The 26,077-nt window shown below is 70.6% G+C and carries 22 protein-coding genes; 4 read left to right on the top strand and 18 right to left on the bottom strand.

Going from position 1 to position 26,077, the window contains the following annotated elements; all coding sequences use genetic code 11:
• Positions 1-2 precede the first annotated feature (2 nt).
• The 11 genes from nuoK to GR130_RS01935 are packed head-to-tail and all read right to left on the bottom strand — an operon-like array spanning position 3 to position 10,942.
• A complete protein-coding gene (nuoK, locus tag GR130_RS01985) occupies positions 3-302 on the bottom strand; it encodes an NADH-quinone oxidoreductase subunit NuoK (protein ID WP_006604821.1) in 300 nt (99 codons plus the stop codon).
• Positions 299-1,165: an NADH-quinone oxidoreductase subunit J gene (locus GR130_RS01980; protein WP_159503108.1), complete on the bottom strand. Its 867-nt coding sequence runs from the start codon at positions 1,163-1,165 to the stop codon at positions 299-301. Before GR130_RS01980 ends, nuoK begins: the two co-directional genes overlap by 4 nt.
• Positions 1,162-1,818 (bottom strand): NADH-quinone oxidoreductase subunit NuoI, encoded by a 657-nt coding sequence (gene nuoI / locus GR130_RS01975; RefSeq protein ID WP_201304777.1) that lies wholly within the window; start codon positions 1,816-1,818, stop codon positions 1,162-1,164. The genes GR130_RS01980 and nuoI overlap by 4 nt, the downstream gene beginning before the upstream one ends.
• Positions 1,811-3,187, bottom strand: coding sequence for an NADH-quinone oxidoreductase subunit NuoH (gene nuoH, locus GR130_RS01970; protein WP_159503106.1), 1,377 nt, complete (start codon positions 3,185-3,187; stop codon positions 1,811-1,813). The genes nuoI and nuoH overlap by 8 nt, the downstream gene beginning before the upstream one ends.
• Entirely contained in the window at positions 3,184-5,691 is a 2,508-nt protein-coding gene (locus GR130_RS01965; protein ID WP_159503105.1) for an NADH-quinone oxidoreductase subunit G, read from the bottom strand. Before GR130_RS01965 ends, nuoH begins: the two co-directional genes overlap by 4 nt.
• Entirely contained in the window at positions 5,688-7,070 is a 1,383-nt protein-coding gene (gene nuoF, locus GR130_RS01960; protein ID WP_159503104.1) for an NADH-quinone oxidoreductase subunit NuoF, read from the bottom strand. Before nuoF ends, GR130_RS01965 begins: the two co-directional genes overlap by 4 nt.
• Positions 7,070-7,879: an NADH-quinone oxidoreductase subunit NuoE gene (gene nuoE / locus GR130_RS01955; protein ID WP_159509653.1), complete on the bottom strand. Its 810-nt coding sequence runs from the start codon at positions 7,877-7,879 to the stop codon at positions 7,070-7,072. Before nuoE ends, nuoF begins: the two co-directional genes overlap by 1 nt.
• 35 nt (positions 7,880-7,914) lie before the next feature.
• Positions 7,915-9,249, bottom strand: coding sequence for an NADH-quinone oxidoreductase subunit D (locus GR130_RS01950; RefSeq protein ID WP_159503103.1), 1,335 nt, complete (start codon positions 9,247-9,249; stop codon positions 7,915-7,917).
• The gene (locus GR130_RS01945) at positions 9,249-10,004 is read right to left on the bottom strand and encodes an NADH-quinone oxidoreductase subunit C (RefSeq protein WP_159503102.1); all 756 of its coding nucleotides are present in this window, start codon (positions 10,002-10,004) and stop codon (positions 9,249-9,251) included. The genes GR130_RS01950 and GR130_RS01945 overlap by 1 nt, the downstream gene beginning before the upstream one ends.
• Positions 10,001-10,573 carry a NuoB/complex I 20 kDa subunit family protein gene (locus GR130_RS01940; RefSeq protein ID WP_159503101.1) on the bottom strand — a complete coding sequence of 191 codons (573 nt, stop codon included), beginning with the start codon at positions 10,571-10,573 and terminating at the stop codon, positions 10,001-10,003. Before GR130_RS01940 ends, GR130_RS01945 begins: the two co-directional genes overlap by 4 nt.
• 9 nt (positions 10,574-10,582) lie before the next feature.
• Positions 10,583-10,942 (bottom strand): NADH-quinone oxidoreductase subunit A, encoded by a 360-nt coding sequence (locus tag GR130_RS01935; RefSeq protein WP_043264951.1) that lies wholly within the window; start codon positions 10,940-10,942, stop codon positions 10,583-10,585.
• A 769-nt stretch (positions 10,943-11,711) separates the two neighbouring features.
• Here GR130_RS01935 and GR130_RS01930 point away from each other — a divergent pair.
• Together GR130_RS01930 and GR130_RS01925 are read left to right on the top strand one after the other, a co-directional pair.
• Positions 11,712-12,509 (top strand): C40 family peptidase, encoded by a 798-nt coding sequence (locus GR130_RS01930; RefSeq protein WP_159503100.1) that lies wholly within the window; start codon positions 11,712-11,714, stop codon positions 12,507-12,509.
• Between the two features lie 313 nt (positions 12,510-12,822).
• The gene (locus GR130_RS01925) at positions 12,823-13,668 is read left to right on the top strand and encodes an ATP nucleotide 3'-pyrophosphokinase (protein WP_159503099.1); all 846 of its coding nucleotides are present in this window, start codon (positions 12,823-12,825) and stop codon (positions 13,666-13,668) included.
• A gap of 22 nt (positions 13,669-13,690) precedes the next feature.
• Here GR130_RS01925 and GR130_RS01920 read toward each other — a convergent pair whose 3' ends face one another.
• The 3 genes from GR130_RS01920 to GR130_RS01910 all read right to left on the bottom strand — a co-directional run bounded on the left by GR130_RS01920 (position 13,691) and on the right by GR130_RS01910 (position 16,981).
• Entirely contained in the window at positions 13,691-14,509 is an 819-nt protein-coding gene (locus tag GR130_RS01920; protein WP_159503098.1) for an alpha/beta fold hydrolase, read from the bottom strand.
• 421 nt (positions 14,510-14,930) lie between these two features.
• A complete protein-coding gene (locus GR130_RS01915) occupies positions 14,931-15,386 on the bottom strand; it encodes a carboxymuconolactone decarboxylase family protein (protein ID WP_159503097.1) in 456 nt (151 codons plus the stop codon).
• Between the two features lie 287 nt (positions 15,387-15,673).
• Complete coding sequence (locus GR130_RS01910; RefSeq protein WP_443043748.1) at positions 15,674-16,981, bottom strand: geranylgeranyl reductase family protein; 1,308 nt, start codon at positions 16,979-16,981, stop codon at positions 15,674-15,676.
• A gap of 512 nt (positions 16,982-17,493) precedes the next feature.
• On the opposite strand from GR130_RS01910, the gene GR130_RS01905 reads away from it, so the two are divergent.
• Complete coding sequence (locus GR130_RS01905; protein WP_443043521.1) at positions 17,494-18,396, top strand: D-alanyl-D-alanine carboxypeptidase family protein; 903 nt, start codon at positions 17,494-17,496, stop codon at positions 18,394-18,396.
• Positions 18,397-18,749: 353 nt separating this feature from the next.
• Here GR130_RS01905 and GR130_RS01900 read toward each other — a convergent pair whose 3' ends face one another.
• The 4 genes from GR130_RS01900 to GR130_RS01885 form a co-directional block, all read right to left on the bottom strand.
• A complete protein-coding gene (locus GR130_RS01900; RefSeq protein ID WP_159503096.1) occupies positions 18,750-19,448 on the bottom strand; it encodes a demethylmenaquinone methyltransferase in 699 nt (232 codons plus the stop codon).
• Between the two features lie 686 nt (positions 19,449-20,134).
• Positions 20,135-20,725 carry an imidazolonepropionase-like domain-containing protein gene (locus GR130_RS01895; protein WP_159503095.1) on the bottom strand — a complete coding sequence of 197 codons (591 nt, stop codon included), beginning with the start codon at positions 20,723-20,725 and terminating at the stop codon, positions 20,135-20,137.
• A gap of 289 nt (positions 20,726-21,014) precedes the next feature.
• The gene (gene mqnC / locus GR130_RS01890; protein WP_159503094.1) at positions 21,015-22,214 is read right to left on the bottom strand and encodes a cyclic dehypoxanthinyl futalosine synthase; all 1,200 of its coding nucleotides are present in this window, start codon (positions 22,212-22,214) and stop codon (positions 21,015-21,017) included.
• 230 nt (positions 22,215-22,444) lie between these two features.
• Positions 22,445-24,508, bottom strand: a complete 2,064-nt coding sequence (locus tag GR130_RS01885) for a serine/threonine-protein kinase (protein ID WP_159503093.1) — start codon at positions 24,506-24,508, stop codon at positions 22,445-22,447.
• A gap of 418 nt (positions 24,509-24,926) precedes the next feature.
• Between GR130_RS01885 and GR130_RS01880 the strand changes: the two genes are divergently transcribed.
• Positions 24,927-26,015, top strand: coding sequence for an alpha/beta hydrolase (locus GR130_RS01880; protein ID WP_159503092.1), 1,089 nt, complete (start codon positions 24,927-24,929; stop codon positions 26,013-26,015).
• Positions 26,016-26,077 lie beyond the last annotated feature (62 nt).

The following is a 26,077-nucleotide window of genomic DNA, read 5'->3' as shown; positions in this document are numbered from 1 at the left end:
CCTTACAGCTTCATCAGGCTGGCGTCGTCGACCGAGGCCGTGTGACGGGTGCGGAAGATCGACACGATGATCGCCAGGCCGACCACGACCTCGGCCGCGGCGACGACCATCGTGAAGAAGGCGATGATCTGGCCGTCCAGATTCCCGTGCATCCGCGAGAAGGTGACGAAGGCCAGATTGCAGGCGTTCAGCATCAGTTCGATGCACATGAACACCACGATGGCGTTCCGCCTGATCAGCACTCCGGCCGCGCCGATGGTGAACAACAGGGCGGCGAGGTAGAGGTAGTTGACCGGGTTCACTTCTGGGCACCCTCTTTCGGTTCCCTTGGCGCCGCGGGACCCGACGGCCTGGGTTTCTTCGCCTCGCCGGAGCCCCGCCCCAGCCAGTCCTCGGAGCGCTGCTCCAGCGCCTTCAGCTCGGCCAGCGACTCACCGGAGACGTCGCGGACCTGGCCGCGCTCCCGCAGCGTCGGGCTGACGGTCAGCTCGGACGCGGTGCCGTCGGGCAGCAGGCCGGGGATGTCGACGGCGTTGTGCCGGGCGTAGACACCGGGGGCGGGCAGCGGCGGCACCTGCTTGCCCTCGCGGATCCGCGCCTCGGACTGCTCCCGCTGGGACTTGGCGCGCTCCGTACGCTCCCGGTGGGTGAGCACCATCGCGCCGACGGCCGCCGTGATCAGCAGCGCGCCGGTGATTTCGAAGGCGAAGACGTACTTGGTGAAGATGAGCGCGGCCAGGCCCTGCACATTGCCGCCTGCGTTGGCCTCGCCCAGGCCGTTGAACTGCCGGAGCGAGGCGTTGCCGATACCGGCGACCAGCAGGACGCCGAAGCCCAGGCCCAGGCCGGCGGCGAGCCAGCGCTGGCCCTTGAGGGTCTCCTTGAGGGAGTCCGCGGCGGTGACGCCGACCAGCATCACGACGAACAGGAACAGCATCATGATCGCGCCCGTGTAGACCACGATCTGCACGACGCCGAGGAAGTAGGCGCCGTTGGCCAGATAGAAGACCGCCAGGACGATCATGGTCCCGGCGAGCGAAAGGGCGCTGTGCACGGCCCGTTTCATCAAGATCGTGGACAGGGCGCCGGCGACGGCGACGATGCCCAGGAGCCAGAACTGCACGGCCTCCCCCGAGGAGGTCGTGGTGGCGGCGAGACCGGTCATGCGCGGGCCCCCTTCTCCCGGGCGTCCGACCCGGCCGCTGCCGCATCCGCCGCCGCTTGCGCATCCGCATCCGCATCCGCATCCGGGTCCGGGTCCGCCGGCTTCTCGCCCTTGGAGACCGCGACCTGGCGGACCGTCCCCGGAGCGGCCCCGGTCACCAGCCCGTTGTAGTAGTCGCGCTCCGTCATGCCCGGATAGATCGCGTGCGGGGTGTCGACCATCGTGTCGTCCAGGCCCGCGAGCAGCTCCTCCTTGGTGTAGATGAGCGATTCGCGGGACCGGTCGGCGAGTTCGTACTCGTTGGTCATGGTCAGCGCGCGGGTCGGGCAGGCTTCCACGCACAGGCCGCACAGAATGCAGCGGAGGTAGTTGATCTGGTAGACGCGGCCGTACCGCTCACCCGGGGAGTAGCGCTCCTCGTCGGTGTTGTCCGCGCCCTCGACGTAGATCGCGTCCGCCGGGCAGACCCAGGCGCACAGCTCGCAGCCGATGCACTTCTCCAGCCCGTCCGGATGCCGGTTGAGCTGGTGCCGGCCGTGGAAGCGCGGCGCCGTCGGCTTCTTCTCCTCCGGATACTGCTCGGTCAGCCGCTTCTTGAACATGGCCCTGAAGGTCACGCCGAAGCCGGCCACGGGGTTCTGGAACTCAGGCACCGTCGCCCCCCTTTCCGTCGGTCTCATTTCCGTCACTCACAGTGTCCACCCGACCACTGACAATCAACTCGCGGTCCCGGCGCGGGCGCCTGCGCGGCACCGGCGGCAGGCTCTGGCCGGGCAGCGGCGGTACCGGGAACCCGCCCGCCATCGGGTCGAAGGCGCCGTCGCCGTCCGTCTCCTCCTCCTCGCCGCGCCGGAAGAAGTCCACGAGCAGCGAGATCAGCAGCAGCGTGATCGCGCCGCCGGCGACGTACAGCACGATCCGGGAGAAGTCGTAGCCCTCGTTCTTCAGCGCCCGGACGGTGGCGACGAGCATCAGCCAGACCATCGAGACCGGGATCAGGACCTTCCAGCCCAGCTTCATGAACTGGTCGTAGCGCACCCGGGGAAGGGTGCCGCGCAGCCAGATGAAGAAGAACAGGAACAGCTGCACCTTGATGACGAACCAGAGCATCGGCCACCAGCCGTGGTTCGCGCCCGCCCAGAACGTCGAGATCGGCCAGGGCGCCTTCCAGCCGCCCAGGAACAGGGTGACCGCGACCGCCGAGACGGTGACCATGTTGATGTACTCGGCGAGCATGAACATCGCGAACTTGATCGACGAGTACTCGGTGTTGAAGCCGCCGACGAGGTCGCCCTCGGACTCCGGCATGTCGAACGGCGCCCGGTTGGTCTCCCCCACCATCGCGACGATGTAGATGACGAAGGACACCGGCAGCAGCAGGACGTACCACTTGCTCTGCTGCGACTCCACGATGGTCGACGTCGACATCGACCCGGAGTAGAGGAACACCGCCGCGAACGACATCCCCATCGCGATCTCGTACGAGATCATCTGCGCGCACGACCGCAGGCCGCCGAGCAGCGGATACGTCGACCCGGAGGACCAGCCCGCCAGCACGATGCCGTAGATGCCGACCGAGGCCGTGGCCAGGATGTAGAGGATGCCGATCGGGAGGTCGGTGAGCTGCATCGGGGTGCGGTGGCCGAGGATCGAGATCTCGTTGCCGGCCGGGCCGAACGGGATCACCGCGATCGCCATGAACGCCGGGATGGCCGCCACGATGGGCGCGAGGACGTAGACCACCTTGTCCGCGCGCCGGACGACCAGGTCCTCCTTCAGCATCAGCTTGATGCCGTCGGCGAGCGACTGGAGCATCCCCCAGGGGCCGTGCCGGTTGGGACCGATCCGCAGCTGCATCCAGGCGACGACCTTGCGCTCCCAGACGATCGAGAACAGCACCGTCAGCATCAGGAACGCGAAGCAGAACACCGCCTTGACGACGACCAGCCACCACGGGTCACGCCCGAACATCGACAGGTCCTCTTGGGCCAGCACGGCCACCGGATGACCGAACCGCATCATGCGTCCACCTCCTTGGCCGGCGCCGGCGTACCCGGGACGGCGGAGACCTTCACCAGGTCACCGGGGAGCGCCCCGGTGTCGGCGGCCACGCCGCCGCCCACGGAATTCAGCGGCAGCCACACCACCCGGTCGGGCATCCGCGTGACGCGGAGCGGCAGTTGCACCGATCCGGCCGGCCCGGTGACCGCCAGCAGGTCGCCGTCCTTGACGCCGGCCTCCTCGGCCGTGGTGGCCGACAGCCGGGCGAGTGCGGCGTGCCGGGTGCCGGCCAGCGCCTCGTCGCCCTCCTGGAGCAGCCCCTGGTCCAGGAGGAGCCGGTGGCCCGCCAGTACGGCCTCGCCGACGTCCGGGCGGGGCAGCGGACGCCCCGTCTCCAGCGGATCACCGGCGAACGGGCCGCCCCAGCCGCCCAGTTGGTCCAGCTCCCGGCGCACCGCCCGCAGGTCCGGCAGCGCCAGATGGACGTCCATGGCATCGGCGAGCATCTGGAGCACCCGGGCGTCCGGCTGGAGCAGCCGGCGGGTCATCTGGTCCGGCTTGAGCGCGGCCTCGAACCGCCGGGCCCGGCCCTCCCAGTTCAGAAACGTTCCGGCCTTCTCGACCACGGCCGCCACCGGGAGCACCACATCCGCCCGCTCGGTGACCTGAGAGGGCCGCAGCTCCAGGCTGACCAGGAACCCGACCTCGTCCAGCGCGGTCAACGCCCGTGCCGGATCGGGCAGATCGGCGACCTCGACGCCCGCCACCAGGAGCGCGCCGAGCTCACCGGTCGCCGCGGCCTCGACGATCTGGCCGGTGTCCCGCCCGTGCCGGTGCGGCAGCGCGGCCACACCCCAGGCGGCGGCGACCTCATCGCGGGCCCGCGGATCGGTGGCCGGCCGCCCACCGGGCAGCAGACCGGGCAGCGCGCCCGCCTCGACGGCACCCCGCTCGCCCGCCCGCCGCGGCATCCACACCAGGGAGGCGCCGGTCGCGGAGGCGGTGCGGATCGCGGCGGTCAGCGCGCCGGGCACCGCCGCCAGCCGCTCGCCGACGATGATCACCGCACCGTCCGCGCGCAGCGCCTCGGCCGCGGCCCGACCCACGCCGTCCAGCCCGACGCCGCCCGCGAGAGCGTCCAGCCATTCGGTCTCCGTACCGGGCGCCGCCGGGAGCAGCGTGCCGCCCGCCTTGATCAGTCCGCGGGTGGCGTGGCTCGCCAGCCCGTACGTGCGCTGGCCGCTCCTGCGGTGCGCCTTGCGCAGCCGCAGGAAGACGCCGGGCGCCTCCTCCTCCGCCTCGACTCCGGCCAGTAGCACGGCCGGTGCCTTCTCCAGCGCGGTGTACGTGACGCCGCCGCCGTCGAGATCCCGGCCGCGGCCGGCGACCCTGGCGGCCAGGAAGTCGGCCTCCTCGGCGCTGTGCCGCCGGGCCCGGAAGTCGATGTCGTTGGTGTGCAGCGCGATCCGGGCGAACTTGGCGTAGGCGTAGGCGTCCTCGACGGTCAGCCGGCCGCCGGTCAGCACCCCGGCGCGCCCCCGGGCGGCGGCCAGTCCGCGGGCCGCGGCCGCCAGGGCGGCGGGCCAGCTCGCCGGTTCCAGTTCACCGGACTCCGGGTCGCGCACGAGGGGGTGCTCCAGCCGGTCCCGCTGCTGCGCGTACCGGAAGGCGAACCGCCCCTTGTCGCAGATCCACTCCTCGTTGACCTCGGGGTCGTCGGCCGCCAGCCGCCGCAGGACCTTGCCGCGGCGGTGGTCCGTACGCGTCGCGCAGCCGCCGGCGCAGTGCTCGCACACCGACGGCGAGGAGACCAGGTCGAACGGGCGGGACCGGAAGCGGTACGCGGCCGACGTCAGCGCCCCCACCGGGCAGATCTGGATGGTGTTCCCGGAGAAGTACGACGCGAAGGGGTCGCCCTCCCCGATACCGACCTGCTGGAGGGCGCCGCGCTCGATCAGCTCGATCATCGGGTCGCCGGCGATCTGGTTGCTGAAACGGGTGCAGCGCGCGCACAGCACGCAGCGCTCGCGGTCCAGCAGCACCTGCGTGGAGATCGCCACCGGCTTCTCGTAGGTGCGCTTCTTCCCCTCGAAGCGGCTGTCCGGGTCGCCGACCTGCATCGCCTGGTTCTGCAGCGGGCACTCGCCGCCCTTGTCGCAGACCGGGCAGTCCAGCGGATGGTTGATCAGCAGCAGCTCCATCACCCCGCGCTGGGCCTTCTCGGCCACCGGCGAGGTCAGCTGCGACCTGACCACCATGCCGTCGGTGCAGGTGATGGTGCAGGAGGCCATCGGCTTGCGCTGGCCCTCGACCTCGACGATGCACTGCCGGCAGGCGCCCGCCGGGTCCAGCAGCGGGTGGTCGCAGAAGCGCGGGATCTCGATGCCGAGGAGTTCGGCGGCGCGGATGACCAGCGTCCCCTTCGGGACGGAGATCTCGATGCCGTCGATCGTCAGGGTGACGAGGTCCTCCGGCGGTACCGCCGCCTCGCCGCCCCCGGAGGGCGCATCAGTCGTGACGGTCATGCATTCACCCCCAGGTGGGCGTCGGTGCCGGCCCAGAGGGTCGACTTGGCGGGGTCGAAGGGGCAGCCCTTGCCGGTGATGTGCTGCTCGTACTCCTCGCGGAAGTACTTGAGCGAGGAGAAGATCGGCGAGGCGGCGCCGTCGCCGAGGGCGCAGAAGGACTTGCCGTTGATGTTGTCGGCGATGTCGTCGATCTTGTCGAGGTCGCCGAGCCGGCCGCGGCCCGCTTCGATGTCCCGCAGCAACTGCACCAGCCAGTAGGTCCCTTCGCGGCAGGGTGTGCACTTGCCGCAGGACTCGTGCGCGTAGAACTCGGTCCAGCGGGTGACCGCCCGGACGACGCAGGTGGTCTCGTCGAAGCACTGCAGCGCCTTGGTGCCGAGCATCGAACCGGCCGCGCCGACGCCCTCGTAGTCGAGCGGGACGTCGAGGTGCTCGTCGGTGAACATCGGTGTCGAAGAGCCGCCGGGCGTCCAGAACTTGAGCCGGTGGCCGGGCCGCATCCCGCCGCTGACGTCGAGCAGCTGGCGCAGCGTGACGCCCAACGGGGCTTCGTACTGGCCGGGGTTGGCCACATGGCCGCTGAGCGAGTAGAGCGTGAAGCCCGGGGACTTCTCGCTGCCCATCGACCTGAACCAGTCCTTGCCCTTGTTCAGGATCGCGGGAACCGACGCGATGGATTCGACGTTGTTCACGACAGTGGGGCAGGCGTACAGGCCGGCCACCGCGGGGAAAGGGGGACGCAGACGGGGCTGTCCGCGACGGCCTTCCAGGGAATCCAGCAGCGCGGTTTCCTCACCGCAGATGTACGCGCCGGCGCCCGCGTGCACGATCACGTCCAGGTCGAGTCCCGACCCCAGGATGTCCTTTCCGAGGAAGCCCGCCGCATACGCCTCGCGCACGGCCTCGTGCAGCCGGCGCAGTACGGGCACGACCTCACCGCGCAGGTAGACGAAGGCATGGTGCGACCGGATCGCGTGAGCGGCGATCACGATCCCCTCGATGAGGGAATGCGGGTTCGCGAAGAGGAGCGGGATGTCCTTGCAGGTCCCGGGCTCCGACTCGTCGGCGTTGACAACGAGATAGTGCGGTTTGCCGTCGCCCTGCGGAATGAACTGCCATTTCATCCCGGTCGGGAAGCCGGCGCCGCCACGGCCGCGGAGCCCGGAGTCCTTGACGTAGGCGATGACGTCGTCCGGGGCCATCGCGAGGGCCTTGCGCATGCCCTCGTAGCCCTCGTGGCGCAGATAGGTCTCCAGCGTCCAGGACTCGGGCTCGTCCCAGAAGGCGGAGAGGACGGGGGCGAGGACCTTCTCGGGGCTGTTCGCGCCTCCGGCCTGCGGCCGGGGGGTGCCGCCGAACTCGGCTGCCACGGTCATCACTCCCCCTCCTCGCCCGTCGGGCCGGCGGCATCGTCGCTGCGGGGCGGAGCCCCTCCGTCCGGGGTGGTGGGAGAGGGGCCGGCCTCGTCGGGCGGGCCGTCCGCGGTGGTGCGCGGGGAGACGACGTGGTCCGCGTGGCCGGGGGCCACCTCGCCCTTGGCCAGGCGCAGTCCGATCAGGGAGGCGGGACCGGCGCCGCCGGTGGCCTCGACGGCGCCCGGGCGCCGGTCCGGGAAGCCGGCGAGCATCCGGGCGGTCTCCTTGAAGGTGCAGAGGGGGGCGCCGCGGGTGGGCCGGACGGTCCGGCCGGCCCGCAGGTCGTCGACGAGCTGCCGGGCGGACTGCGGGGTCTGGTTGTCGAAGAACTCCCAGTTGACCATCACGACGGGGGCGAAGTCGCAGGCGGCGTTGCACTCGATGTGTTCGAGGGTGATGGCGCCGTCCTCGGTGGTCTCGCCGTTGCCGATGCCGAGGTGGTGCTGGAGGTCGTCGAAGATGGCGTCGCCGCCCATCACCGCGCACAGGGTGTTGGTGCAGACCCCGACCTGGTAGTCGCCGCTCGGCCGGCGGCGGTACATGGAGTAGAAGGTCGAGACCGCGGTGACCTCGGCGGTGGTCAGGTCGAGCAGTTCGGCGCAGAAGCGGATGCCGGTGCGCGTGATGTGCCCTTCCTCGGCCTGGACGAGGTGCAGCAGCGGCAGCAGCGCCGAGCGCGAGCCGGGGTAGCGGGCGATCACCTCCCTGGCGTCCGCTTCCAGCCGGGCCCGTACGTCGGCCGGGTAGTCCGGGGCCGGGAGTTGGGGCATGCCCAGCTGGACGTCATTGCGTGCCGGAGTGGCGTTCACCGGTCGACGCCTCCCATCACGGGGTCGATGGACGCGACGGCGACGATGACGTCGGCGACCTGGCCGCCTTCACACATCGCTGCCATGGCCTGCAGGTTGGTGAAGGACGGGTCGCGGAAGTGCACCCGGTAGGGGCGGGTGCCACCGTCGCTGACCGCGTGGACGCCCAGCTCGCCCTTGGGCGACTCGACGGCGGCGTACGCCTGGCCGGGCGGGACCCGGAAGCCCTCCGTCACCAGCTTGAAGTGGTGGATCAGGGCCTCCATCGAGGTGCCCATGATCTTCTTGATGTGGTCGAGGGAATTGCCGAGGCCGTCGGGGCCCAGGGCCAGCTGGGCGGGCCAGGCGATCTTCTTGTCCGCGACCATCACGGGCCCGGGCTCCAGCCGGTCCAGGCACTGCTCGACGATGCCGAGCGACTGGCGCATCTCCTCCAGCCGGATCAGGAACCGGCCGTAGGCATCGCAGGTGTCGGCTGTCGGCACCTCGAAGTCGTAGTTCTCGTATCCACAGTACGGCCGCGTCCTGCGCAGGTCATGGGGCAGTCCGGCGGAGCGGACGATGGGCCCGGTGGCTCCGGTGGCCATGCAGCCGGCCAGGTCGAGGTAGCCGATGCCCTCCATGCGGCCCTTGAAGACGGGGTTGCCGGTGGCGAGCTTGTCGTACTCGACGAGGTTCCTGCGCATCTTCCTGACGAAGGCGCGCACCTGGTCGACGGCGCCCGGCGGCAGGTCCTGGGCCAGGCCGCCGGGGCGGATGTAGGCGTGGTTCATCCGCAGGCCGGTGATCAGCTCGAAGATGTCGAGGATCATCTCCCGGTCGCGGAAGCCGTAGATCATGATCGTGGTGGCGCCCAGCTCCATGCCGCCGGTGGCGATGCACACCAGGTGGGAGGAGAGCCGGTTGAGCTCCATCAGCAGCACGCGGATGACCGAGGCCCGGTCGGGCACCTGGTCGGTGATGCCGAGCAGCTTCTCCACGGCCAGGCAGTAGGCCGTCTCGTTGAAGAAGGGCGTCAGGTAGTCCATCCGCGTCACGAACGTCGTGCCCTGCGTCCAGGTCCGGTATTCGAGGTTCTTCTCGATGCCGGTGTGCAGGTAGCCGATGCCGCAGCGGGCCTCGGTGACGGTCTCGCCGTCGATCTCCAGGATCAGCCGGAGCACGCCGTGGGTGGACGGGTGCTGCGGCCCCATGTTGACGATGATCCGCTCGTCGTCGGACTTGGCGGCGCCCGCCGCGACCTCGTCCCAGTCGCCGCCGGTGACCGTGTAGACGGTGCCTTCCGTGGTCTCGCGGGGGGTTGCGCGGGACGCCTCGCTGGGAGTGCTCATCAGGTGTACGACCTCCGCTGGTCGGGAGCCGGGATCCGGGCGCCCTTGTACTCGACGGGAATGCCGCCGAGCGGGTAGTCCTTGCGCTGCGGGAAGCCCTGCCAGTCGTCCGGCATCATGATCCGCGTGAGCGCCGGGTGCCCGTCGAAGACGAGGCCGAAGAAGTCGTAGGTCTCGCGCTCGTGCCAGTCGTTGGTCGGATAGACCCCGACGAGCGAGGGCACGTGCGGGTCGGCGTCCGGGGCCGAGACCTCCAGCCGGATCAGCCGGTTGTGGGTGATCGAACGCAGGTGGTAGACGGCGTGCAGCTCGCGGCCCTGGTCGCCGGGGTAGTGGACGCCGCTCACGCCCGTGCAGAGCTCGAAGCGCAGCGCGGGGTCGTCGCGCAGCGTCCTGGCGGCGGCCGGCAGATGCTCCCGGGCGATGTGGAAGGTGATCTCGCCGCGGTCGACGACGGTCTTCTCGATGACGTTCTCGGGCACCAGGCCCTGTTCGTCCAGGGCGCCCTCCAGCTCGTCGGCGACCTCGTCGAACTCTCCGTACTCTCCCGCACCGGACGGTCCGCCGTACGGCCGCGCGCTCGCGCCGGGCAGCCGGACGGAGCGCACCAGCCCGCCGTAACCGGAGGTGTCTCCTCCGTTGTTGGCGCCGAACATCCCGTGGCGGGTGCCGATCACCTCGCCGGTGTCCGCGCGCTGCGCCGGGACGGCCTCGTCCGGCCGGTCCGGGGTCTCGGGGTTCTTCGGCTCGCTCACCGCAGCAGGCCCTTCTTTTCGGTCGAGAGGGGCATCTCGATCAGCGGGAGGGCCTTGAGCGCCGCTTCCTCCGCTTCATGGGCCGCCTGCACCTGATTGACCCCGAGCTTGCTGCTCTGGATCTTCTGGTGGAGCTTGAGGATGGCGTCCATGAGCATCTCGGGGCGCGGCGGGCAGCCCGGTAGGTAGATGTCGACGGGAACGATGTGGTCGACGCCCTGGACGATCGCGTAGTTGTTGAACATCCCGCCCGACGAGGCGCAAACCCCCATGGAAATCACCCACTTCGGGTTCGGCATCTGGTCGTAGACCTGCCGCAGGACGGGCGCCATCTTCTGGCTCACCCGGCCGGCCACGATCATCAGGTCCGCCTGCCGCGGGGAGCCGCGGAAGACCTCCATGCCGAAGCGGGCCAGGTCGTAGCGCCCGGCGCCGGTGGTCATCATCTCGATGGCGCAGCAGGCCAGCCCGAAGGTCGCGGGGAAGACCGACGACTTGCGCACCCAGCCCGCGGCCTGCTCGACAGTGGTCAGCAAAAAGCCGCTGGGCAGCTTCTCTTCCAGTCCCATTGGTGCCCCCTAGTCCCATTCCAGGCCGCCGCGACGCCAGACGTAGGCGTAGGCGACGAAGACGGTGAGCGCGAAGAGGAGCATCTCGACGAGCCCGAAAAGCCCCAGGGCGTCGAAGGTGACGGCCCAGGGATAGAGGAAGACGATCTCGATGTCGAAGACGATGAAGAGCATCGCCGTCAGGTAGTACTTGATCGGGAAGCGACCGCCACCGGACGGGTGTGGCGTCGGCTCGATTCCGCATTCGTACGCTTCGAGCTTGGCCCGGTTGTAGCGCCGGGGGCCGATGAGCGTGGCCATGACCACGGAGAAGATCGCAAAGCCTGCCCCGAGGGCTCCCAGTACGAGGATGGGCGCGTAAGCGTTCACCGTCCTCGCTCCCTTCAGTCGACGATGACTGGATGGCGGTCCGCTCGGGCTTACCGGCTGCCCCGTGGAGATCGTGCCTATGTGAGGCAGTTCACAAGCCCGAATGCCTGCATCTTATGCCCGTCGCTCTGTGATCTGCGACACGGGGTGCGGCAACGACTTTGTGATCTTCACCACCTGACGAAGGATCATGGAACCGGATGCCCGATGATCCCCTTACACGACGCTCGCCGGTGATCACTAGAGGTGATATTCGCCAAGGTTACCGCTGGTCAGGCCAGGCATCCCATTATCAAATGAGGTGCCGTGCAGGCAAATTGGCCCCGGACGAAACCAACTGATATACGCGGCGGGCCCGTAGACGTGATCCGCTCGTGACCCGGCCGTGATCGTCGGTACGTGCCTCGATTCACGAGCGCGCCGGACGGAGCCGGCGGACGGATGGCCGACTCCCGACCGGGCGACCGGCCGGCCACTCGGTCACGGGAACATAACGGACACTCACAAGTGACCTATCCCACGCGACGTGAAGCACTAAGTCCTTGACGCCCGGGAAGCCTTGGCGTGGCGGATGAGGAAGTGATAAGCGCCGCCAGGGCCCGCACGAAGCGCCAAATGCCGTGCGTAGGAACATGATCGCGAATTCCGGACATCGCGCGGGCGAGGCGACGGGCAGTCAAAAGTCCGTTTTATTCGTCGCGTACGCGTCAAGTGTGGCGTACTGCACCTTTGTTGGCAGCAACCTGCGGGGCCTGATAGCCGTGGTGCCATGTCCCCGAACGCACTCATACCCAGCCACCGGAAGCCCCGCCGTTCCGCGTCCTCGCGGGCCCTGCGTGCGGGCGTGACCGGTGGCTTCCTCACCCTCGCGGTAACCGGCGCCACCGTGCCGGCCAACGCCCTCGAGAAGTCCGTCTCCGAAACCCAGGAGATGCCCACCATCACGGCAGCACTGGCCACCAGTGCCACCGAGAGCGCGGACGCCGCCCAGCAGGCCGCGTTCGCCTACGAGCGCCAGGCGCTCCAGGACGCCGCGGCCGCCAAGGCCGACAAGGCGGCGAACAAGGCGAAGGCCGCCGCCGAGAAGAAGGCCCAGGCCGAGGCCGAGGCGAAGAAGGCCGCCGACGAGGCCCGCAAGGCCCAGGACGCCGCGCAGACCCGCGCCTCGCGCTCCGACGACCGCACCTCGCTCTCCACCTCCAGCAGCGCGACCGGCAGCGCCGCCGCCCTCGTCTCCTTCCTCAAGGCGCAGCTCGGCAAGGCGTACGTGCTCGGCTCCAGCGGCCCGTCCTCGTACGACTGCTCCGGCCTCACCCAGGCCGCGTTCTCCCAGATCGGCGTCAGCCTGCCGCGCGTCTCGCAGAGCCAGTCGACCGCCGGCACCCAGGTCAGCCTCAGCAACCTCCAGGTCGGGGACATCCTGTACTGGGGCAGCGCGGGCAGCGCCTACCACGTCGCCGTCTACGTCGGCGGCGGCAACTTCATCGGGGCCCAGAACCCGAGCACCGGCATCGTCGAGCGCCCGCTCAGCTACGACGAGCCCACCGGCGCGGTGCGCGTCCTCTGAGGCCGCCGCACCCCGGAGTGCCCTGAAGGGCCGCCCCTCCCCCGCTCGGGAGGGGCGGCCCTCTGCCGTAGGGGCCGGCATCCGGCAGCCGGACCGGCGTGCGTTTCGCGCCGCGCAGCGCACCGATCCGGTCAGGTACCGGCCGAACGGCCGTCCGCGCAGCCACCGATGCGCACCGCGCCCGTTGCACCTCTCGTCCTGTGTCGTAGTGCTGCCCGCCGGCATCCGGCGGGCAGCACTACGACGACCGCCATGCGGCAGCCGTACCGCCACTGATCAGCGACACGGCCCGCAGAGAGGAATCCGCACTCCGATGACCCCGTACCGCACCGGCCGGGCCACCGCCCGCCGCGCCGTCACCCGGGCCGCGCTGGCCACCGCACTGGCCACCGCGCTGGGCATGGGCGCCGTGCACACCGCCACCGCGTCCCCGGCCGCGCCGCCGCACGGCCCCGTCCCTGCCCCCTCCGCACAGCCCCGCGCCACCGGCCCCGGCGGCTGGAGCCAGGACGGACTCCGGCTCAGCGCCGACGACAACAAGAAGGTCGACGCGTTCCTCGCCCGCGCGCGTCGGGCGGAGCGCTCCATCAGCCCCCAGGTCCGCGCCGCCGCACTGCTCAGCCATGCCCAACTCATCGGCTTCGACCAGCGGCTGAAGTCCCCGGACTCGCTCAAGCGCAAGGTCGCCACCCGGATGCTGGAGACCCCCGGGCAGCCCGTGGAGACCTCGCTTTCCCAGATCAACGACTCGGTCCGCTACACACTTCAGTGGCCGACCGGGCAGTACACCCAAGGCGTCATCGTCGCCGCCGGACTGCTGTCCGCCTGGGGCAACGACAGCGCCCGCTGGTCCGACACCTGGGGCCGCGCCAAGGGCTACAAGGCGGTCAACTCCGCCTGGCGCGCACCCCACTCGGGACAGGTCTTCGAGGTCCAGTTCCACACCCCGCAGAGCAAGGCCGCCCAACTGGAGACCCACAAGATCTACGAGGAGCAGCGGCTGCCCGGCACCCCGCCGGAGAAGGTCCGCGAACTCCAGGCGAAGCAGGACGCGATCTTCGCGGCGGTGCCGGTCCCCGCGGGCGCCGACCGGCTGACCGCCCCGGCCCGCCGGACACCACTGCCCGCCCGGGCCAACGGGTTTCCCGTCAGCCGGTGATCGGCCGGTGATCGGCCGGTGATCAGCCGGTGAGGAACTCCAGCAGGTCGGCGTTGAGCCGAGCGTGGTGGCTGGCGTAGATGCCGTGGCCGGCTGTCGGGTACTCCTTGTAGACGGCGCCCGGTATCAGCTCGGCGGTACGCCGGCCGGTGACGTCGACCGGCGCGGAGAAGTCGGCCGCGCCGTGCACGATCAGCGTCGGGACGTCGATCCCGCGCAGCCCCGCCCGGTGGTCGGTGTGGAAGATCGCCTGCTGCACCTGGAGCGTCGCGTACGGCGCGCACGACAGGCACTGCGCGATCGTGAGGTCGACCATGAGGGGCGAGATGTCGTTGTCGCCCAGGTGGGTGGCGAAGAAGACCTGCGCCTGGCGGGCCATCCACCTGGGCCGGTCGGTCCGCAGCAGCGCGAGGGACGCCTCGAACGCGGCCTGTGGCACCCCGGACGGATTGTCGTCCGTCAGCTTCAGGAAGGGCAGCATCGCGGCGACGAACGCGGCGCGGGCGACCCGGCCGGAACCGTGCCGGGCCAGAAAGCGGGCGATCTCCGCACCGCCCATCGAGTGCCCGACGAGGGTGACCTCGCGCAGATCGAGGTGCTCCAGGAGGGCGGCGAGGTCGTCGGCGGTCGAGTCGTAGTCGTAGCCGGACGAGGGCCGGTCCGAGCGGCCGTGCCCGCGCCGGTCGAAGGCGACGCAGCGAAAGCCCCGCTCGACGAAGAAGGGGATCTGGTACTCCCACATGTCGGTGGGGAGCATCGCACTCGACACGAACACCAGCGTCTCGCCCTGCCCGTAGTCCTCGTACCAGAGGCGGGTCCCGTCGTGGCCCTCGAAGAACATGGCGTTTCCTCCCGTTACGTCGATCACGTCGACCAGTGCGTGACACCGACCAGGCTGCCGGGCCGGCGAGGTTGCCTCAATTACCTTGCGGGTCATGGGGGTTGGAACCGGCGGCGGCTTCGCCACCACCGACAGGAACGGTGCACCCGCCGCCGACGCCCACAGACCGGATCTCCACAGACCGGATGCCTACAGACTGGATCTCCACAGACCGGATCTCCGCAGACCGGATCTCCACAGACCGGATGCCTACAGACTGGATCTCCACAGACCGGATCTCCGCAGACCGGATCTCCACAGACCGGATCTCCACAGACCGGATCTCCGCAGACCGGATGTCCGCGTACCGCCTGTCCACAGGCTGTGCGGTACGCGGAAGGGCCGCCCCGTCCGGAGCGGCCCCGCGTCGGTCGTGCCTCGATCACCAGCCGGCACCGGCGGGTTGCCGGGTCGTGGCGTTGAGGCGGTTGAACAGGTTCGTCAGCCCGATGGTCAGGACGAGGGACGCCAGCTGGCGCTCGTCGAAGTGCCGGGCGGCCGCGTCCCAGACCGCGTCCGGCACCGGGTCGGACCGGTCGGCGAGGCGGGTGGCGTGCTCGGCCAGCTCCAGGGCGGCGCGCTCGGCGTCGGTGAAGTACGGCGCCTCCCGCCAGGCCGCCACCGCGAACAGCTTGTCGTCGGCGACCCCCGCCTTGCGGGCGCTCTTGACCCCGCCGTCGACGCAGAAGCTGCAACCGTTGATCTGGCTCGCCCGCAGGTGCACCAGCTCCAGCGTCTCCTCCGGCACCCCGCCGCTGCGGGTCGCCTTCGCCACGTTGAGAAGCGGCTGCATGGCCTCCGGAATGACCACCGCGGGGTTCTTCATCCGTGCATCCATCACTGCTCTCCTTACGGAATCCATCCGGCGAGCCCTGCTGGCTTCTCACCGTCACTGCACTGACGGATCCCGCACGGGGAGTGTGACGACGGACCGGCCCCTTTTTTCCGGGGACCGGCCCGCGGGCTTTCCGGGACCGGCCCGCGGTCCGCGGCGCGCCTGGTCGGAGGCGTTTCAGCGGGTGCCGCTCCGGGGGCTGAGGCTCGCGAGCCGCAGCCCGGGAAGCCACTGGGCGGCGAGCCGCGGCCCGGGAGTCCACTGAGCGACGAGCCGCCGCCCGCGAGACGTCACGCCTTCGGCGCGACCTTGCTCAGCCCGTTGATGATCCGGTCCATCGCGTCGCCGCCCGTCGGGTCGGTGAGGTTGGCGAGCATCTTGAGCGTGAAGCGCATCAGCAGCGGATGGGTCAGACCGCGCTGGGTGGCGATCTGCATGACCTTCGGGTTGCCGATGAGCTTCACGAACGCGCGGCCGAGGGAGTAGTAGCCGCCGTAGGTGTCCTTGAGGACCTTCGGGTAGCGGTGCAGCGCCAGCTCGCGCTGGGCGTACGTGGCACGGGCCTGCGCCTGCACGATGACCTCGGCGGCGATGGCGCCGGACTCCATGGCGTACGCGATGCCCTCCCCGTTGAACGGGTTGACCAGCCCGCCCGCGTCACCGACCAGCAGCAGGCCCTTGGTGTAGTGCGGCTGGCGGTTGAAGGCCATCGGGAGGGCCGCGCCGCGGATCGGGCCGGTCATGTTCTCCGGGGTGTAGCCCCACTCGGCCGGCATCGAGGCGCACCACGCCTTGAGGACCTCCCGCCAGTCCAACTCCTTGAAGGAAGCGGAGGTGTTCAGCACCCCCAGCCCCACATTGGAGGTGCCGTCGCCCATGCCGAAGATCCAGCCGTACCCGGGCAGCAGCCGGTCCTGGGCGCCGCGGCGGTCCCACAGCTCCAGCCAGGACTCCAGGTAGTCGTCGTCGTGCCGGGGCGAGGTGAAGTACGTACGGACCGCGACGCCCATCGGCCGGTCCTCGCGCCGGTGCAGCCCCATCGCCAGCGACAGCCGGGTGGAGTTGCCGTCGGCGGCGACCACGATCGGCGCGTGGAAGGTGACCGGGACCTTCTCCTCCCCGAGCTTGGCGTGCACACCGGTGATGTGGCCGGTCAGCTCGTCGACGATCGGCGCGCCCACGTTGCAGCGCTCGTAGAGCCGCGCACCGGCCTTCTGCGCCTGCCGGGCCAACTGCTCGTCGAAGTCGTCGCGCTTGCGGACCAGCCCGTAGTCCGGGAAGGAGGCGAGGTCCGGCCAGTCCAGCTGGAGCCGCGAGCCGCCGCCGATGATGCGCAGGCCCTTGTTACGGAGCCAGCCGGCCTCTTCGGAGATGTCGATGCCCATCGCGACCAGCTGCTTGGTGGCGCGCGGGGTGAGCCCGTCGCCGCAGACCTTCTCCCGCGGGAACGCGGTCTTCTCCAGCAGGAGGACGTCCAGGCCCGACTTGGCGAGGTGGTAGGCGGTGGCCGAGCCGGCCGGCCCGGCACCGACGACGATCACATCCGCGCTGTGCTCCGATCGCGGCGTGGTCACGGACGCGGTGACGGTCTCGGTCACGGACGCGCACGCGGACTCGGACTCGGTCACTGACGCGGACTCGGTCACCGACGCGGACTCGGACTCGGTCACGGCGTTGTCTCCCGGAAGTCGATATCTGGATATCTGGGTGCCGACCGGCACTGGGCACCTGCAGTCTATGGGGGCCTTGGTGATCGGAGACTGAAGGGTTGCCCCATGAAGCCCGCGCCCGGCAGGACCGGTGGCCGGCCCCGGCCGGTGCAGCCGCCGAACCGGCAGGGGCAGAACGGACGGTCCCCGAACGAGCAGGAGTCACAGGGGCAGTGGCCGAACGAGCAGGGGCCGAACGAGCAAAGGCCGTAACCCGGCGAACACGGCGAACACGGCGAACGCAGCCACCACAGCCAACATGGCCAACACGGCGACAAGGCGGCGGCACGGCGGCGAGAAATACCGCCCGGCCGCGTGCATCCATTGCCCTGCCCCGCACGTCTCACCAGTAAGCGGCATTCTCAAGTGACCGCACTGCAGGGGTATTTGGAGCATTCACTTTGAAAATCGGCATCAAAGGCATTAAGGGCATTCGTCGCGCTTCCGCGGTCGCCATCACCGCCGGAGCCGTCCTGACCGCCGGGGCGTTCACCTCCCCGGCACAGGCCGCCGCCCTCCCGACGCCCACGATCAACGCCCCCGGCGGCTTCGTGATGAACAACGGCACCGGGGCGACCCTCTTCAGCAAGACTGCGGACACCCGGCGCGCCACGGGGTCCACCACCAAGATCATGACGGCCCGGGTGGTGCTCGCGCAGAAGAACCTCGACCTGGATTCGAAGGTCACGATCCAGAAGGCGTACAGCGACTACATCGTCAACAACAACTGGGCCTCGTCGGCGCACCTGATCGTCGGCGACAAGGTGACGGTCCGTCAGCTCCTCTACGGGCTGATGCTCCCGTCCGGCTGCGACGCCGCGTACGCGCTGGCCGACAAGTTCGGCAGCGGCTCGACCCGGGAGGCCCGGGTGACGTCGTTCATCGGCCAGATGAACGCCACCGCCAAGAGCCTGGGGTTGAAGAACACCCACTTCGACTCGTTCGACGGCATAGGGCGTGGCAAGAACTACTCGACGCCGCGCGATCTGACCAAGATCGCCAGCAGCGCGATGAAGTTCTCCACGTTCCGCACCGTCGTCGGCACCAAGTCGACCAAGCAGAAGGTCACGACGCAGAGCGGCGGCTACCGCTACATGTCGTGGACCAACACGAACAACCTGCTCAGCAGCTACAAGGGCACCATCGGCGTCAAGACCGGCTCGGGCCCGGAGGCCAAGTACTGCCTGGTGTTCGCCGCCACCCGCGGCGGCAAGACGGTCATCGGCACGGTCCTCGCCTCGTCCTCGATCGACACCCGCACCGCGGACGCGAAGAAGCTGATGGACTACGCGTTCAAGAAGTAACCCCCAGGCTCCCGGGAGTCCTGAGGGAACCCGACTCCCGGGGGTCGTGACATACAGGGCTCCGGGGGACTCCCGGTAGCCCGGACAACTCAAAACCGAGGCCCGCTCGTCACGTACCTCCGGTACGAACGCGAGCGGGCCTCTCCATGGTGGCGCGATGACACTCCGGCACATCGGCCCGTTGGCGACGCATCGACACACCGACACACCAACACACCAACACACCGGAACATCGACGACACATCGACACTTGCCGGAACAATCGGTACGTCGGCTGACGGCCGGCACGTCGACTGACGGCACAATCCGTATGTTGACGGCACAATCCGTACGTTGACGCGCCGGCCGGCGGATCAGTCGGCGGGCTTCGTCCCCCGATGGAGCGCCACGACGCCACCGGTCAGATTGCGCCAGGCGACCTTGGTCCAGCCCACCGCCTGGAGCCGCGCGGCAAGTTCGGGCTGGTTGGGCCAGGTGCGGATGGACTCCGCGAGATAGACATAGGCGTCCGGGTTGCTGCTGACCGCCCGGGCCACCGGCGGCAGCGCCCGCATCAGGTACTCGGTGTACACGGTCCGGAACGGCGCCCACGTCGGCTCGCTGAACTCACAGATCACCACCCGCCCACCGGGCTTGGTCACGCGGTACAGCTCGGCCAGCGCCACGTCGGTGTCCTGGATGTTGCGCAGCCCGAAGGAGATCGTGACGGCGTCGAACACACCGTCCGCAAACGGCAGCCGCGTCCCGTCCCCCGCGGCGAACGGCAGCCACGGGTGCCGCTTCTTGCCCTCGGCCAGCATCCCGACGGAGAAGTCGCACGGCACGACGTACGCGCCGCTAGCCGCGAACGGCAGCGAGGAGGTGCCGGTACCGGCCGCGAGGTCGAGCACCCGCTCGGCCGGGCGAGCGGCCACCGCGCGGTCCACCTCCTTGCGCCACAGCCGCGCCTGCCCCAGGGAGAGCACGTCGTTGGTGATGTCGTACCGTGCCGCCACGTCGTCGAACATCGCGGCGACTTCGTGCGGCTGCTTGTCCAGGGATGCTCGGGTCACCCGGCCATTGTCCACCGTGCGACGACCGCCGCCCGCACCGGGCGGCACACAGCACCCGGACCCCACCGCGCTCGCGACCCGCCTGGTGGACAGTCGGCCAGAGGGCGGCCGGCCAGAGGGCGGCCAGAGGACGTTCGGCCAGAGGTCAGAGGACGTTCGGCCAGGGGACATTCGGCCAGAAGCCAGAGCGCGGCCGTCCGGCGATCGGTCAGCAGGGGACGGCCGAACCGCGCGCCCGCTGCTGGCCTGGGGCTGGTCGGGGACGGCCGTATGCCCCCCTCTGAACATCCGGGCGGTCCAGCGGTGCGTAGCGCATCGTGAGCGGCCGGTCCGGCCGTCCCCGCGCTCACGATCTTGCAGGGCTGAACCCCTCGCTCCGCTTCCCTTGACGCCGCCCTGACGGGCGGCAAGTCGGAGCTAATGGATCCCTAACGCCCAAATGTCCGATCACGGCCCCGCACCCACCCTTGGCACCCACCCTTGGCGCCTACCCCTGCACCCCTGACGCCTGCCCCTGCACCCCTCACGCCCACCTCCGCACACTTGCCGCCCACTCGGCACCGTGGCCGCGCTCGCCGCCTCCTCATATCCCGGCAACGATTACGTAGAGTGACTAGTTCCTTCCATTATTACACTCTGTGACGGTGGTGGGTGGTGGCTTTGTGCCGGGGCTCCGTGACGCGGGGTCAGCGGCGGCGGTGGACGAGGCGGCCGGCGATGACCGTGGCGAGGCAGGTGCCGTCCGGGGCGAAGATTGCGAAGTTGGCCGGGCCCCCGGCGGCCAGGGGGAGCGGGCGGGGGCCGGGCAGCTCTTCGATGCCGGATCGCCGGACGGCCGTGCGTACCGCGGGCCGGGCGAACGGGCCGGTCAGCGAGGTGGTTCCGGTCGCCAGCAGGCGTTGCAGGCCGCGGCGGGCGCTGGCTCCCCAGCGGGTCTCCGGCATGTCGAGTGCGGCCAACGCGGCCCCGGTCAGCGGCTCGCTGCCGAGTTCGGCGGCCTCGCGCGGGTCGGGGTGGTAGGTCGCCTCCAGGAAGGCGGCGCCGTCCGGTTCGTGGCGGCCCGGGGTGAGTACGCCGTCCCACTCCCGGACCCGTGCCCTCCCCCAAGCTCCCGGCTTCGCTTGAGCAGGGGGGACCCCCATGCCGTAGGCCGCCAGCAGTTCCTCGTACGGGCCGATGGCGGCCAGCCGGGCGCCGTCTACGACGACCGCGTGCCCGGGGGCCGGTTCGCCGCCCTCGGCGAACCGGACGGCGCGCACCCGGTGGAGCGTCAACACCCTTGGTCCAGCGGTTGGTTCGGGAGAGGCATGTGGAGGCGGGGGAGCGTGTGGAGGCGGGGGAGCGTAGAGAAGCGGGGGAGCGTGCGGAGGCGGATCGGCGCCGTGCGGTGCGCGCCCGATGGCCGGGCCTCACGCCGGCGGCAAGGCCGGCGTCGCGTCGGCTCGGGGTCGGTCACGGTCGGCTCGCCTCTACTGCGGGGCCCAGTGGGTTACGGGGTTCGGCCGGTTGCCGGGACCGGTTGGTCACGGGGTTCAGTCGGCTACTGGGACCGGTTGTTCGCGGGGGTCAGTTGGTCTCGATCAGCTTCAGTTCGGGGTGGGCGGTGCCGCCCTCGATGGCCGTGGACGAGAGGTGCGAGACGACGCGGTCGTCCACCGGGTCGTTGGCCGGGTCGTCGTGGACGACCAGGTGCTCGTACGTGGTCGCGCGCTGGGCCGGGACCCGGTCCGCCTTGCGGATCAGGTCGATGATCTCCAGGCGGTTGGAGCGGTGCTTGGCGCCGGCCGAGGAGACGACGTTCTCCTCCAGCATGATCGAGCCGAGGTCGTCCGCGCCGTAGTGCAGCGACAGCTGGCCGATCTCCTTGCCGGTGGTCAGCCACGAGCCCTGGATGTGCGCGACGTTGTCGAGGAAGATCCGGGCGATGGCGATCATGCGCAGGTACTCGAAGAGGGTGGCCTGCGTCTGGCCCTTCAGGTGGTTGTTCTCCGGCTGGTAGGTGTACGGGATGAAGGCGCGGAAGCCGCCCGTACGGTCCTGGACGTCGCGGATCATCCGCAGGTGCTCGATGCGCTCGGCGTTGGTCTCGCCGGTGCCCATCAGCATGGTGGAGGTGGACTCGACGCCCAGCTTGTGCGCCGTCTCCATGATCTCCAGCCAGCGCTCACCGGACTCCTTGAGCGGCGCGATGGCCTTGCGGGGGCGGGCGGGGAGGAGTTCGGCGCCGGCGCCGGCGAAGGAGTCGAGGCCCGCGGCGTGGATCCGGGAGATGGCCTCCTCGACGGAGACCTTGGAGATCCGCGCCATGTGCTCGACCTCGGAGGCGCCGAGGGAGTGGATGACCAGCTGCGGGAACGCCTTCCTGATGGCCGAGAAGTGCTCTTCGTAGTACTCGACGCCGTAGTCCGGGTGGTGGCCGCCCTGGAACATGATCTGGGTGCCGCCCAGTTCGACGGTCTCCGCGCAGCGGCGCAGGATGTCGTCGAGATCGCGGGTCCAGCCCTTGGCGGTGTCCTTGGGGGCGGCGTAGAACGCGCAGAACTTGCAGGCCGTCACGCAGACGTTGGTGTAGTTGATGTTGCGCTCGATGATGTACGTCGCGATGTGCTCGGTGCCGGCGTAGCGGCGGCGGCGTACGGCGTCGGCGGCCTGGCCCAGCGCGTGCAGCGGCGCGGAGCGGTAGAGGTCGAGCGCCTCCTCCGGCGTGATACGGCCGCCCTGTGCGGCGCGGTCGAGTACGGACTGGAGGTCGGCGTTCTCGGTCACCGGGGCGTCCCTTTCGGAGGCGGACAGACAGCGGACAGACACTGGGCACGGTGAGCGCGGTGAGTGGGGCGCTCCGTACTCAAGGACTGAACCAGCGTACGCCAGGGGGCCGACAGACTCGGGGGCGGCCGGGAGCCCCCTCCCGGCCGCCCCGCGGCACGGCCTCCGACACCCCGCGCCACGGCCTCGGACACCCCGCGCCCACGCGCCGGCCGGCCCGCGCCACCGCCTCAGCCGCTCTTCTCCAACGTCGCCTTCGGGGTGCCGCCCCGCTTGTCGTCGGAGGTGAAGGTGAGCGCGCCGTCCTTGCCGAGGGTGTACGTCACCGTGGACGTGTTGCCCGTGCAGCCCGGCCCCTGTGTGCCGTCCGAGCTCTCCTGGAGCACCAGTTCGGTATCGGTGGCCGAGAGCAGTTTCGCCTTCGCCCGGCAGCGCACCAGCAGCGCGTCATAGGTCGTACGGACCACGAACTCCCCTTGGTGGCCGGCCTTGATGACGCTGGTCATGGAGCCGTTGGGGATGCCGTTGGCCATCGTGATGCCGCCGCTCCAGGTGCCGAGGAAGGAGTGCGGGACGTCGCCGACCGCTTCGCCGGTTCCTTGGCCGGTTCCTTGGGCCGGCTCGGAGGGCTGTGCCGACGCGGTGTGCCCGGAGGGCGGCTGGGTGGCGGTGGCGCCGTTGCCGCCGCCGTTCCTCATCAGCGTGAAGACGAACCCGGCGGTCGTCGCGGCGGCCAGTGCGCCGGCCACCGAGAGCACCAGCGTGCAGCTCACCCGCCGCGGCCGGTCCCTGCCGCCGACGGCACCGGCGAGCGCGATCCGCCGCTCCTTGGGGGCGGACGGCGACGACGGGAACGGGGACGGCGACGGGGGCCCGGTCGGCAGATCGGCGACGGCGGCGGCATCGGGCGCACTCGGGACGGCGGCGGCATCAGAGGTGCTCGCGACGGCGGCAGCGCCGGAGGGATCCGCGCGGTCGGCAGCACCGCCGATGTCGGTGGCACCGGAGGCGTGCGGAGTCGCCGGTGGCGCGCCGGCGGACGGCCAGGCGGTCTCCGGCGGTGCCACGGACGGAGGCGTGGACGAAGACGTGGAGGGAGGCGCGGAGGGAGGCGTGGGCGTGAGCGGTACGGAGGGTGGGGCGGCCGGGGTCGGGCGCGGGAGCGGCGTGCCGAGGCCGCCGGGCCGGTCCGCGGGGGCCTCGGCCTCGACCTGTACCGGTGCGTCGAAGGGGATCAGCCCGGACACCGCCCCGTACGACGGATCCGGCGGCCCGAACGTCCCGCTCGGCACCCCCGCCGTCCCCGCCGTCCCCGCCGCCCCGGGAGCCCCCGCCCGCTCTTCCCGATCCTCCTGGTGTTCCCGAACCTCCCCCTGCTCCCGCTGCTCCACCTCAAGGTTCAGCAGTTCCACCGCCTGCCGGCTGACCTGCTCGACAACGGGTGCGGGCAGCCAGCCGTCGCGCACCAGCCCGGCCGCGCCACCGATCCGGTCCCCCGCGAGCCGGGCCGCGACCCCCTCGGGGGCGGGCCGCCGCGCCGGGTCCTTGGCGAGGCAGCCGGCCACCAATTCCCGTAGTTCACCGTCTAGTTGGGGTCCCAGTTCCGGTTCCTCGTGCACTACCTTGTAGAGCAGGGAGGCGGACGAGTCCCCGGGGAACGGGGGGACGCCGGTGGCCGCGAAGGCCAGTACCGCCCCCAGTGAGAAGACGTCGGCGGCGCCCGTCGCGCCCTTGCCCAGGATCTGCTCGGGCGCCATGTAGCCCGGTGACCCGACCGACACCCCGGTGGCCGTCAGGGAGGCGGTGCCGTCCGTCGCGCGGGCGATGCCGAAGTCGATCAGCAGCGGCCCGTCCAGGGTCAGCAGGACGTTGGAGGGTTTGACGTCGCGGTGGACGAGCCCGAGGGCGTGCACCGCGGTCAGCGCCTCGGCCAGTCCGGCGCCCAGGGCGCGTACGGAGTGCTCGGCCAGCGGCCCGAACGCGCCGACCGCCTGTGCCAGTGAGGGGCCCGCCGCGTAACCGGTGGCGATCCACGGAACGGAGGCGTCCGGATCGGCGTCCAGTACGGGCGCGGTCCAGGCGGCGCCCACCCGCCGGGCCGACTCGATCTCCCGCCGGAAGCGCGCCCGGAACTGCTCGTCGGCGGCGAACTGCGCGTGCACGACCTTGACCGCGACGGTCCGGCCGCCCGCGCTGCGCCCCAGATAGACCCGCCCCATGCCGCCCGCGCCGAGCCGGCCGAGCAACCGGTATCCGCCCAGGACCCGTGGATCTTCCCCTGCCAGCGGCTCCATCGCCCCTCCCCCTCATGACGGCGCCCCAAGCTTATGGCTCGCGCCCTGCCCCGGACCGGAAACGCCGATGACCCACGCGAGCTCTGATCACCGAAGCCAGCACTGATCACCCACGCGAGCACTGATCACAGACGCCAGCACCGACCACCAACTCCACTGGCGCTCACCGACGCCAGCGGTGCTCACCAACGCCAGCGGTGCTCACCCACGCCAGCAGCGCTCACCGACGTCAACGCCGTACACGCCGATCACCCACGTACACGCTTATGACCCACGTCATGCCCCGTTGCGGAAACCTTCGCCCCGTTTTCCGCATCAAACAGGACACAAGTCGGCCCTCCCGCCCGACCTTTCCGCCCCCAGCGGTCCTGCCCTGCGACAGCGCCCCACGCCGCCGCGCGACCCTCCGGAGAACGCCGTGCACCACCGCCCGCGCCCGAAGTTCCGCCGCCGGGGTCGCCGTACGTCCGAGAGCCCCCGGCCCAAGTGGCGGCTCTCCCTGCTCACCGCGTTCATCGCCATCCTGGGGCTCGGCGCGTACCCGGCGGTCAAGTACATGGACGTCCTCAACGACACCGGCGAGCCGATGTCGTTCAGCCAGACCATCCCCGACGGGGTGCCCGGCCCGCCGCAGCCGGCCGCCGCCGACCCCTCCGTACGGATGCCGACCGGCCCGCGCGCGCAGTTCCGTACGGCAAGCACGCTCAGCGACGGCACGAAGATCGGCGTGACGACCCTGCACGGGAAGAAGTCCGGCTTCACCGGCGACGTGTGGGTCTGGGCCCCGAAGGAGTACTACGAGGACCGCTACCGCAGCAGCGCGTTCCCCGTTCTGCTCGCCCTGCCGGGCAGCTACGGCTACCCGACCAACTACTGGACGGGCCCCGACCTCAAGCTCCAGCGCACCATCAGCGACCTGGTGGCCCAGGGCCGCAGCAAGCCGTTCATCGTCGCCATGCCGGTCCTCAACCCCGGCAAGCGCTACTACGACGGCAGCGACATCCCGGGGCAACCGAAGATGGGCACCTGGATTTCCGACGACGTCCCCGACCTGGTCAAGGCCAACTTCCGGACCTTCACCTCGCGCGACGGCTGGGCGATCATGGGTTCCTCGTCGGGCGGTTTCGTCGGCCTCAAGCAGGTCCTCCAGCACCCCGACCGCTTCAAGGCGGTGATCGCCAGCGGCCCGGACACCCGCCCCGACTCCCCTCTCTGGCGCGGCCACGAGAAGGAGAAGCGGGCCAACGACCCGGAGCGCCTGGCCCGGCAGCTCGCCGCCCGCCCCGGCGCCCCGGACGTCTACCTGCAGTTCCAGATCGGTACGCGGGAGAGCGGCCGGGCCAATCTGGAGCGCTTCATCCGGCAGTACGCCAAGGGGCCCGTGAAGGCGCACCTGCACGTCATCGAGGACGGCGGGCACGACGCCAAGAGCTACATCAGGGGCATGCGGGACGCGAGCCTGGAGGCCATCAGCAAGGTCCTCAGCGGCCCGACGCCCTCCCCCTGAGGCCGGTGGCGCCGCGCTGCGCTGCGCTGCGGCCGACGTACGCGGGACGCCGCCGGCCGCGG

Source organism: Streptomyces sp. GS7 (genome assembly GCF_009834125.1).
Lineage (GTDB): Bacteria > Actinomycetota > Actinomycetes > Streptomycetales > Streptomycetaceae > Streptomyces.
The sequence above is the reverse complement of the archived record's forward strand: the minus strand, read 5'-3'. Positions and strand labels throughout refer to the sequence as shown.

Coding starts and splice junctions, on each gene's coding strand:
- GR130_RS01925 (WP_159503099.1), top strand. CDS start 12,823: ATGACCCCGTACCGCACCGGCCGGGCCACCGCCCGCCGCGCCGTCACC.
- GR130_RS01885 (WP_159503093.1), bottom strand. CDS start 24,508: ATGGAGCCGCTGGCAGGGGAAGATCCACGGGTCCTGGGCGGATACCGG.
- nuoE (WP_159509653.1), bottom strand. CDS start 7,879: ATGCCCCAACTCCCGGCCCCGGACTACCCGGCCGACGTACGGGCCCGG.
- GR130_RS01920 (WP_159503098.1), bottom strand. CDS start 14,509: ATGTTCTTCGAGGGCCACGACGGGACCCGCCTCTGGTACGAGGACTAC.
- GR130_RS01930 (WP_159503100.1), top strand. CDS start 11,712: ATGTCCCCGAACGCACTCATACCCAGCCACCGGAAGCCCCGCCGTTCC.
- GR130_RS01980 (WP_159503108.1), bottom strand. CDS start 1,165: ATGACCGGTCTCGCCGCCACCACGACCTCCTCGGGGGAGGCCGTGCAG.
- GR130_RS01915 (WP_159503097.1), bottom strand. CDS start 15,386: ATGGATGCACGGATGAAGAACCCCGCGGTGGTCATTCCGGAGGCCATG.
- nuoF (WP_159503104.1), bottom strand. CDS start 7,070: ATGACCGTGGCAGCCGAGTTCGGCGGCACCCCCCGGCCGCAGGCCGGA.
- GR130_RS01940 (WP_159503101.1), bottom strand. CDS start 10,573: ATGGGACTGGAAGAGAAGCTGCCCAGCGGCTTTTTGCTGACCACTGTC.
- GR130_RS01950 (WP_159503103.1), bottom strand. CDS start 9,249: ATGAGCACTCCCAGCGAGGCGTCCCGCGCAACCCCCCGCGAGACCACG.
- GR130_RS01965 (WP_159503105.1), bottom strand. CDS start 5,691: ATGACCGTCACGACTGATGCGCCCTCCGGGGGCGGCGAGGCGGCGGTA.
- nuoH (WP_159503106.1), bottom strand. CDS start 3,187: ATGATGCGGTTCGGTCATCCGGTGGCCGTGCTGGCCCAAGAGGACCTG.